The following is a 7,736-nucleotide window of genomic DNA, read 5'->3' as shown; positions in this document are numbered from 1 at the left end:
GGCAATTTAGAAATATTTTGGTCTTATTGCTGTGAGACACAGCGATCGGTCTTTGGAGCTGATGTGGAACAGTACCTACTTGGTGCTCAAAAGCTGAGCGAGTTCGAGAAGCCTTTCTTATGGCCTATCTTTTGATTTCAACCCGCTTCACATTCCACAAAGCAAGCGCTAAGAAAATACAACTCGAAACTAGCAGGATAAGGATCGGCAGTAGAATATCATTTTGACCATTCATTACGATTCCCAGCTCTTCTTTAATCGTAGCCATCGCGGGTTCATCAGCAGCGGTAAATACATTTTCTGTCAGGATGCGGCGAATCAAAACAACGCCGCTGGTTAATGGAAAATATTGAACCACAGTTTGAGCCATGTCAGGTAAACTGCCGATAGGAACATAACAACCAGTCAGGAAGCCAATCAATGGGCCAATCACCGAGGTCATCGTTGAAAATGTATCGATGCGGCGGAAAAAGCTGGCGATAAAGAACATGAAAGCAGAAGAACAGAAGACTGTTAACAGGCTAACAAGAAATAGTAGACCAACTTGCGGCAAAGTCAGTAATTCTCCCTTTGAGAGCATTACAATATAAATTTCGGCAATCACGATCACCGCTAAAGTAACTAGTAAAGAGATCAAGAATGTACTGAAAAAATATCCCAGCATGATTTTACTTTTTGAGATTGGCGAAATCATAAAATCTGTATAAACATTACGTTCTTTGTCGCGAATCATCAGACTTACCGAGCCAAGTGTAGAACTAGCAGACGCGATCCCGATGACACCAGCTAACATCCAGGTATCTACGACTAACTTTGGTTGTGATAAAACAGACAGAGAATTGACTAAACTATCTCCCAACAAAAAGACATATAGGACAATCATAATCAGCGCACCGATAAAAGAACCAATCACTGCTTGTTTGTTTTTGAAAAATAATAGTAAACCTCTATAAACTAATGCATTCATAATTTTCTCTCCCTTTTTCAACTATGGCTAAAAAAACGTCTTCTAATGTTAAACAATGATAGGTCTGTTTTAAAGTTTCTGGTGTATCGAATGCCATCATTTTGCCTGCATCCAGCATCAAAATGTTATCTGAATCCCTAGCTTCCTCCATATAGTGTGTTGTCAACACAATAGTCATATGATATTTTTCTTTCAATTGATGGATCAGATGCCACATATCCGCCCGTGAGCTGATATCGAGCCCAGTCGTTGGTTCGTCTAAGAAAAGCAGCTTAGGGGTATTAAGAAGTGCGCGCGCAATGTCGACTTTTCGTCTTTCACCGCCCGATAAAACGCCATAACGCTTATTCAACAAGTGAGACGCCTGAACATCGGCTAATTTTTCCTTTGCTAGTTGTTTCGCTTGCTTCCAATTGTTCGTATAAAAGTAAGCGCGTAAGAATAAATTCTCTTTGACGGACAAGTCTGGATCTAAAATGCTGTTTTGAAAAACGACAGAAATCATAGTTTTTAGTTCAATCGAATCAGAGTCAAGTTTTGTTCCTTCAAACAAGATTTCACCTGTATCAGGTTTAGACAGACCTAGGATCAAAGAAATTAAGGTAGATTTTCCAGCGCCGTTTGGTCCGAGAATCGAGAATAATTCTCCTTCATTGATTGAAAATGAAATTGATTTTAGAACATCTTGATGATTATATCGTTTTGCTAAATTAGTGATTTTTACTAGTTCCTTCATAGTGATTTCTCCTTTGCTCTTCTTTATAAACCCACTATAATCAACTTTTTTAGCTGAAACAATGGATTTTCTCCAAGTGGTCGATAACTCCTTCTAAGGTGAAAAAAAGTAAAAGACGAGAGATGTTTATGTGAAAAAAATAATTGCGGAGAGGATTTGCTATAATGAATCAAATGATGTTCGAGGTGAGAGGGATGGAAGATAAGTATAGTGTTTTTGCATATGATTACGATGAGTTTGGCGAGATTGATCAGTATTTAGGAGCAGAGAAAGACTTCTTCAAAAATCTTTTTGCAGAACACGAGGTAAGTACTGTTTTAGATTGCGCGTGTGGAACGGGGCAGCATTTATTTATGCTGTCTGAAATGGAATTAACAGTAACGGGGTCGGATTATTCCGCTGCCATGCTAGAGGTCGCAGAGAAAAACTTAACTAAAAGCAGCAAGAAAATACCCCTGCATCAATGCGATTTTAGATATTTAGAAGAGGTTTTTTCAGAGTATTTTGACGCAATTGTCTGTTTAACTACGGCACTTCCGCATTTACACACGGAAGCAGATTTGGTTACAGCACTCAAATCAATGAAGGCACGCTTGAACCAAAATGGGTTATTGGTGTTAACAACAGGGACGACGCATCATAACTTGTCGCTCCCGCCAATTGAAGTTGTCGTTAATCGTGAGGATTTTAGTCGTGTATTTGTTAAGGAACAAGATGAAGAATTTCAAACGATTCATGTATTGGATTTGTATCACTCACCAGATCGAATGGAAAACAATCAATATGATATTGTTTATAAGATCATTCTGGATGAGGAGTATCGGTTGCTGTTGAAAAAAGCGGGATTCAAAAAAGTTCAAATTTTTGGTGACTATGATCAAAATCCATATGACAAAGAAAGTACGCGCTTAATTGTGGTCGCCCAATAAACATCAAAGAGAATCAGATTATTCTGATTCTCTTTGATGTTCTTCTCTTTTTTGTTGAATAAGTTCATTGATCTCGTCTGCTTCTTTTTTATCGTTGCTATAGATAAAGAATTTGATGAAGGCATAAATCAATAAGACGATTCCGAGATTTTGAGCAATACCACTAAAACCCAATTCCCAGCCATAGATAACGTCACCGATAATGATTTGTAAAAGAATCAATCCAATATAGACTAGCTGATTTATGATAATCCTGCGATTTGAGTAGCTGTCTTTATCTTCAATGATAAATCGGAGCAAGCCAGAAATAAAGGAAACTACCAGCATGTATTCAATAATCTCAAACAATGTCTGTTTATTAAGGAGTAAATTAATGGCTGCTAACAAGGTGAAAATCATGGAAGATAAACGGAAAACACTTTTCAGGTATTCGATAATTCTCATATACGTTTCCTCATTCCTAAGCCCTTTTTCAAATCAGGAACATATTTTCTTGAGACAGCAACACGTTCATCGTTGATCAAAATAGCTTCAAAGCGGCCGCTCAAGGTAGGTGAAACAGCTTTGATAGCTTCAATGTTCAACAACATGGATTTTCCAACACGAATGAACTTATGGGGCACCAGCTTTTCTTCCAACTGGTAAAGCTTTTCGTTACTTTGGCAAACTAGATTCTTTGTGTAAATAAAGCTCTTCTTATCAACGACTTCGATGTAAAGAACATCAAAAAAAGGAATCTTGTAATGAGCCCCATTTTCTTCTCCAACTAGAAACCGTTTTTCCTCTTTAAGAATCGCTAAAACGTTTTGCAAAGTATTGGTTACTTCATAAACCTTAAAATCGGCAATTTCTTCTTGTGTTTTTTCGATTATTTCGACAGATGTTTTCACCAGCTTGTCCTTTCTACATGTTATTCACAAAATTATAGCAATTCTGATTAATAAAGGTCAAATCGAGCAAGCAGATTATTTCGAGGTAAAGTATAATCAAATTAGGAAACAATAAGTAGGAAAAGGGGATGAAATCAATGATCGATGGAAAGAAAATTCATTTAGTAGCAGCTACCTTAGTTGATCGCCGACGTATTTATGAATGGTGTTTTCAATCAGAAACAACAAAATCACATAGCGGACCGCCTGATTATCCTGAAAAACCGATCGCTTCCTATCAAGATTTTTGTTCGGATTATTATGAAGAGTATTTTTTTACTGGGGCCCAACCAAAAAAAGGTCAAGGTTTTCTGATTATGACTAAAGAGGAAGCGATAGGATTTATCAGTTATTCTGCTTTTCATCTAAAGCAAAATTATGCTGAACTGGATATTTGGATGAAAGATGAAGCAAGCTGTGGACATGGCTATGGGAATGATGCCATACTTGCTCTAAGCGATTACCTAAATCAATATTTAGCGATTGATCAATTGATAATTGCGCCTTCTAATCGAAATGTTCGAGCAATCAGGTCCTATGAAAAAGCGGGATTCGAACGTACTGATGCAGAAATGAAGGAGTTTTTGGCAGAAGAATATACTTCTTTGTATGGAGAAGGGGATTACGGTATTGGAGAGACAGCCATTTTAATTAAGGATTTTGAGAATTAAAAGCAGACATCAGAATTATTCTGGTGTCTGCTCTGAAAAGGGTTTAATTTAAGATGGCCAACCCAAAAGAAAGGTATGTCGCGTAACAGATCCAAATCAAGTAAGGGATAAAACAAATAGCCGCTCCCTTTGATATACTGCGAAACTCGCGGATGCTGAAGACGATTGTGATCAACAAGAAAAGACTGATAAATGAAGCAATCCAAAAGTGGGAACCGCCGAAGAAAATAATACTCCAAATGAAATTAAGCACTAGCTGAATACCGAATAGAAAATAAGACGTCGTTTTGCTCTTTGCTTCTTTGCTGTCGATCACGAGAAATAAGGCTAGGCCAATTAACGCATAAAGAACTGTCCAGACGATTCCTACGATATTTCCTGGTGGTGCCAGAAAGGGTTTGTTCAACTGAGCGTAAACAGCTGGTATGTCGCCGGCGAAGAAGCCGGATAATGAACCGATTAATTCAACGCCAATGATACAGGCGAGTAATTTAAAAAATCTATTTAGCATAAATCTGCCTCCAATGTTTTTAGAAGTTAAGTTTCACTCCAGTAGATGATTTACTCATTTAAGTATAGCTAGCATTATCGTTAAAAGAAAAAAAGATGCTTAAGAAAAGTAACATACTATTAGCAAAAGCATGTTATAATAATTCGGAAGATTTTCTAAAGCCAAGAGATTGGCAACTTGCAAAATTTGTAAGTTTTGTCTTCTTTTAGTAAAATGTAATTGTTGATAAGTCCAAGGAGAGGTGTGAGAAAATGGGATACACAGATGAAACAGTCCGTTTTGATTTTGATGACAACCGTAAGAAAGAGATCAGCGAAACATTGACGATCGTCTACAACGCATTAGCTGAAAAAGGCTACAACCCGATCAACCAAATCGTCGGCTATTTATTATCAGGAGATCCTGCGTATATTCCTCGTTATCAAGATGCACGGAACTTGATTCGTCGTCATGAGCGCGATGAAGTCATGGAAGTTTTGGTTAAATACTACCTGAAAGATCACGGTATAGATATTCGATGAGAGTGATGGGACTAGATGTCGGCTCAAAAACTGTTGGAATTGCAGTGAGCGATCCATTTGGCTGGACGGCTCAAGGAGTCGAAATCATCCGAATCAACGAAGAAAAAGGGAAGTTTGGTTTTGAACGTTTAGGTGAGTTAGTCAAAGAATACCAAGTCACCAAATTTGTAGTGGGACTTCCCAAAAACATGAATAATTCGATTGGTCCTCGAGCGGAAGCTTCGATGGCTTATGCGGATAAAATCAAAGAGCTTTTTGATTTACCGGTGGAATTTCAAGATGAGCGCCTTACGACAGTTCAAGCGGAGCGTATGTTAGTCGAACAGGCGGATGTCTCTCGGTCAAAAAGAAAAAAAGTCATTGATAAACTCGCGGCGGTCATGATCTTGCAAAATTATCTTGATCGAACCAGCAACAAACTTTAGAAAAGAGGAATAGTATATGGCACATGAACACACACACGACCATGATCATGAACATGATCATGACCACGACGAACATGAAGTGATCACTTTAGTAGATGATGAAGGAAATGAAACGCTTTATGAAATTCTTTTGACAATTGATGGTCAAGAAGAATTTAACCGCAACTATGTATTACTTTATCCAGCGGGCGCTCCTGAAGATGAAGATGTTGAATTACAGGCTTACGCGTATGTTGAAAACGAAGACGGCAGCGAAGGCGAATTGCAACAAATCGAAACTGACGCTGAGTGGGATATGATTGAAGAAGTATTCAATACATTCATGACTGAAGAAGAATAGCATAAAAAAGTAAGAGGAAGCCCGATGTTCTAGGCTTTCTCTTATTTTTTATTCAAAATCAGTTCCATAATTAATGATACGACCATTACTATAAAAAAGTTTAGAAAAATGAAATGAATTGAAATGAATGGATACAACTGTGCCTTTGCTACATAGGTGCAAAGAGAAGCGATGAAACATAAAAATCCTAGCGTTATTACATTATTAAAAAGCTACTCCTTTTCGTAATACTTTGGAGCCACTTTTTACGATCGAGAATAGGAAAAATGTCAGAAGTTGAGTTTTGTACTTGTTGCTACTCTTTCTTTCATATTTCTGTCTTGAAGGTATTAGAAAATCATTTAAATAATCGTTTACCTAAAATATCGACAGGGCTATATGTTGATCCCTTTTTTAAAGAAGATTTTTCATCGATATTCAGGATTAATTTTCTGCTATTTAGCGAAAAATGCTCTATAAACAAATGATTTGTCACATTTCAAAGGGAAGCGTACCATTGTTTATGTAAACGTTATCACTTTGGAGGTAGGGGTTCACATGGAAAAAATTTATCAAGCAAGTACTGCAGAAGGCGCAATCGATTTTATTAATACTGTTGATTTAGAAGAGGCAGCAAAAGAAGTGATTCCTAAAGGCGGATATGGGTACATCAGCAGCGGTGCTGGAGACATATTTACTTATAAAGAAAATGAAAAGGCTTTTAATCATAAGTTGATCATTCCGCATGTTCTGCGGGATGTGGAAATACCGAGTACGAAAACAAAATTTGCAGGGGAAGATCTAACCGCTCCGATCATTATGGCTCCCGTCGCGGCTCATGGCTTAGCCAATGTGGCTGCTGAAAGAGCTTCAGCTAAAGGAGTTGCTCGTTTTGGAACTATTTACACAGCTAGTTCATATGCTTCTTGTACTTTAGAGGAAATTCGTGAAGCCGGTGGGGAAAAGTCACCTCAATGGTTTCAGTTTTACATGAGTAAAGATGATGGAATCAATCGTGATATTTTGGATATGGCAAAACGTAACGGGTCGAAAGCGATCGTATTAACAGCGGATGCCACGGTTGGCGGGAATCGTGAAACAGATCGACGAAACGGTTTTACTTTTCCTTTGGCGATGCCCATCGTTCAAGCTTATCAATCGGGTATTGGTCAGACAATGGATGCTGTCTATGGTTCATCCAAGCAAAAATTAAGTCCAAAAGATGTAGAGTTTATTGTTAATTATTCTGATCTTCCTGTCTATGTGAAAGGCGTTCAATCAGAAGAAGACGTCGAACGCTCTTTAGGATCTGGTGCTGCTGGTATCTGGGTGTCTAATCATGGTGGACGTCAGTTAGATGGTGGACCTGCTTCGTTTGACTCGTTACAATATGTTGCAGAAGCAGTCGCTGGAAGAGTACCAATTGTCTTTGACAGCGGGGTTCGTCGTGGTCAGCATGTCTTTAAAGCAATTGCTTCCGGAGCAGATCTCGTTGCTATTGGCCGTCCAGTGATTTATGGGTTGGCACTTGGTGGCTCCACAGGAGTTACACAGGTCTTTGACTTCTTTAAGAAAGAGCTAGAGATGGTCATGCAGCTGGCAGGTACGCAATCAGTAGAAGACATCAAGAAGATTCGCCTACGAGATAATCGCTATTTATAAAATTGGATAAGTGTTCTTTTCTAATCCTGCTATACATGCTATCTTTTGATTAAGCGAACAAGAGTA

11 protein-coding genes are annotated in these 7,736 nt (G+C 38.2%); 6 read left to right on the top strand and 5 right to left on the bottom strand.

The features are described from left to right. Window positions 1-124: 124 nt before the first annotated feature. A complete protein-coding gene (locus E6139_RS21470; protein ID WP_316405588.1) occupies window positions 125-967 on the bottom strand; it encodes an ABC transporter permease in 843 nt (280 codons plus the stop codon). Next, on the bottom strand, window positions 948-1,703 hold the full coding sequence (locus tag E6139_RS21465) for an ABC transporter ATP-binding protein (RefSeq protein WP_316405587.1): 756 nt from the start codon (window positions 1,701-1,703) through the stop codon (window positions 948-950). The genes E6139_RS21470 and E6139_RS21465 overlap by 20 nt, the downstream gene beginning before the upstream one ends. A 164-nt stretch (window positions 1,704-1,867) precedes the next feature. Between E6139_RS21465 and E6139_RS21460 the strand changes: the two genes are divergently transcribed. After that, on the top strand, window positions 1,868-2,632 hold the full coding sequence (locus E6139_RS21460) for a class I SAM-dependent methyltransferase (RefSeq protein WP_316405586.1): 765 nt from the start codon (window positions 1,868-1,870) through the stop codon (window positions 2,630-2,632). An 18-nt stretch (window positions 2,633-2,650) separates the two neighbouring features. Here the strand turns inward: E6139_RS21460 and E6139_RS21455 are convergent, their stop codons facing one another. Continuing rightward, entirely contained in the window at window positions 2,651-3,076 is a 426-nt protein-coding gene (locus tag E6139_RS21455; protein ID WP_316405585.1) for a DUF3021 family protein, read from the bottom strand. Then, complete coding sequence (locus E6139_RS21450) at window positions 3,073-3,522, bottom strand: LytTR family DNA-binding domain-containing protein (RefSeq protein ID WP_316405584.1); 450 nt, start codon at window positions 3,520-3,522, stop codon at window positions 3,073-3,075. The genes E6139_RS21455 and E6139_RS21450 overlap by 4 nt, the downstream gene beginning before the upstream one ends. Window positions 3,523-3,650: 128 nt before the next feature. On the opposite strand from E6139_RS21450, the gene E6139_RS21445 reads away from it, so the two are divergent. Beyond that, window positions 3,651-4,232 carry a GNAT family N-acetyltransferase gene (locus E6139_RS21445; RefSeq protein ID WP_316405583.1) on the top strand — a complete coding sequence of 194 codons (582 nt, stop codon included), beginning with the start codon at window positions 3,651-3,653 and terminating at the stop codon, window positions 4,230-4,232. 43 nt (window positions 4,233-4,275) lie between these two features. On the opposite strand, the gene E6139_RS21440 is transcribed toward E6139_RS21445, so the two are convergent. Further along, entirely contained in the window at window positions 4,276-4,743 is a 468-nt protein-coding gene (locus E6139_RS21440; protein WP_316405582.1) for a TspO/MBR family protein, read from the bottom strand. A 251-nt stretch (window positions 4,744-4,994) separates the two neighbouring features. Between E6139_RS21440 and E6139_RS21435 the strand changes: the two genes are divergently transcribed. The 4 genes from E6139_RS21435 (at window position 4,995) to E6139_RS21420 (ending at window position 7,670) form a co-directional block, all read left to right on the top strand. Next, the gene (locus E6139_RS21435) at window positions 4,995-5,264 is read left to right on the top strand and encodes an IreB family regulatory phosphoprotein (protein ID WP_010739601.1); all 270 of its coding nucleotides are present in this window, start codon (window positions 4,995-4,997) and stop codon (window positions 5,262-5,264) included. After that, window positions 5,261-5,689 (top strand): Holliday junction resolvase RuvX, encoded by a 429-nt coding sequence (ruvX, locus tag E6139_RS21430; protein WP_316405581.1) that lies wholly within the window; start codon window positions 5,261-5,263, stop codon window positions 5,687-5,689. Before E6139_RS21435 ends, ruvX begins: the two co-directional genes overlap by 4 nt. A 16-nt stretch (window positions 5,690-5,705) precedes the next feature. Then, window positions 5,706-6,029: a DUF1292 domain-containing protein gene (locus tag E6139_RS21425; protein WP_316405580.1), complete on the top strand. Its 324-nt coding sequence runs from the start codon at window positions 5,706-5,708 to the stop codon at window positions 6,027-6,029. Between the two features lie 537 nt (window positions 6,030-6,566). Next, window positions 6,567-7,670, top strand: coding sequence for an alpha-hydroxy-acid oxidizing protein (locus E6139_RS21420; protein ID WP_316405579.1), 1,104 nt, complete (start codon window positions 6,567-6,569; stop codon window positions 7,668-7,670). Window positions 7,671-7,736 lie beyond the last annotated feature (66 nt).

This window comes from Enterococcus sp., assembly GCF_032555305.1.
In the GTDB taxonomy this organism is placed as follows: Bacteria; Bacillota; Bacilli; order Lactobacillales; family Enterococcaceae; genus Enterococcus_A.
This window is presented reverse-complemented; position numbering and strand designations above follow the sequence as displayed.

Excerpts from the sequence above, each read along its gene's own strand:
- E6139_RS21470 (WP_316405588.1), bottom strand. The coding sequence starts at position 967 with ATGAATGCATTAGTTTATAGAGGTTTACTATTATTTTTCAAAAACAAA.
- E6139_RS21465 (WP_316405587.1), bottom strand. The coding sequence starts at position 1,703 with ATGAAGGAACTAGTAAAAATCACTAATTTAGCAAAACGATATAATCAT.
- E6139_RS21460 (WP_316405586.1), top strand. The coding sequence starts at position 1,868 with ATGAATCAAATGATGTTCGAGGTGAGAGGGATGGAAGATAAGTATAGT.
- E6139_RS21455 (WP_316405585.1), bottom strand. The coding sequence starts at position 3,076 with ATGAGAATTATCGAATACCTGAAAAGTGTTTTCCGTTTATCTTCCATG.
- E6139_RS21445 (WP_316405583.1), top strand. The coding sequence starts at position 3,651 with ATGAAATCAATGATCGATGGAAAGAAAATTCATTTAGTAGCAGCTACC.
- E6139_RS21440 (WP_316405582.1), bottom strand. The coding sequence starts at position 4,743 with ATGCTAAATAGATTTTTTAAATTACTCGCCTGTATCATTGGCGTTGAA.
- E6139_RS21435 (WP_010739601.1), top strand. The coding sequence starts at position 4,995 with ATGGGATACACAGATGAAACAGTCCGTTTTGATTTTGATGACAACCGT.
- ruvX (WP_316405581.1), top strand. The coding sequence starts at position 5,261 with ATGAGAGTGATGGGACTAGATGTCGGCTCAAAAACTGTTGGAATTGCA.
- E6139_RS21425 (WP_316405580.1), top strand. The coding sequence starts at position 5,706 with ATGGCACATGAACACACACACGACCATGATCATGAACATGATCATGAC.
- E6139_RS21420 (WP_316405579.1), top strand. The coding sequence starts at position 6,567 with ATGGAAAAAATTTATCAAGCAAGTACTGCAGAAGGCGCAATCGATTTT.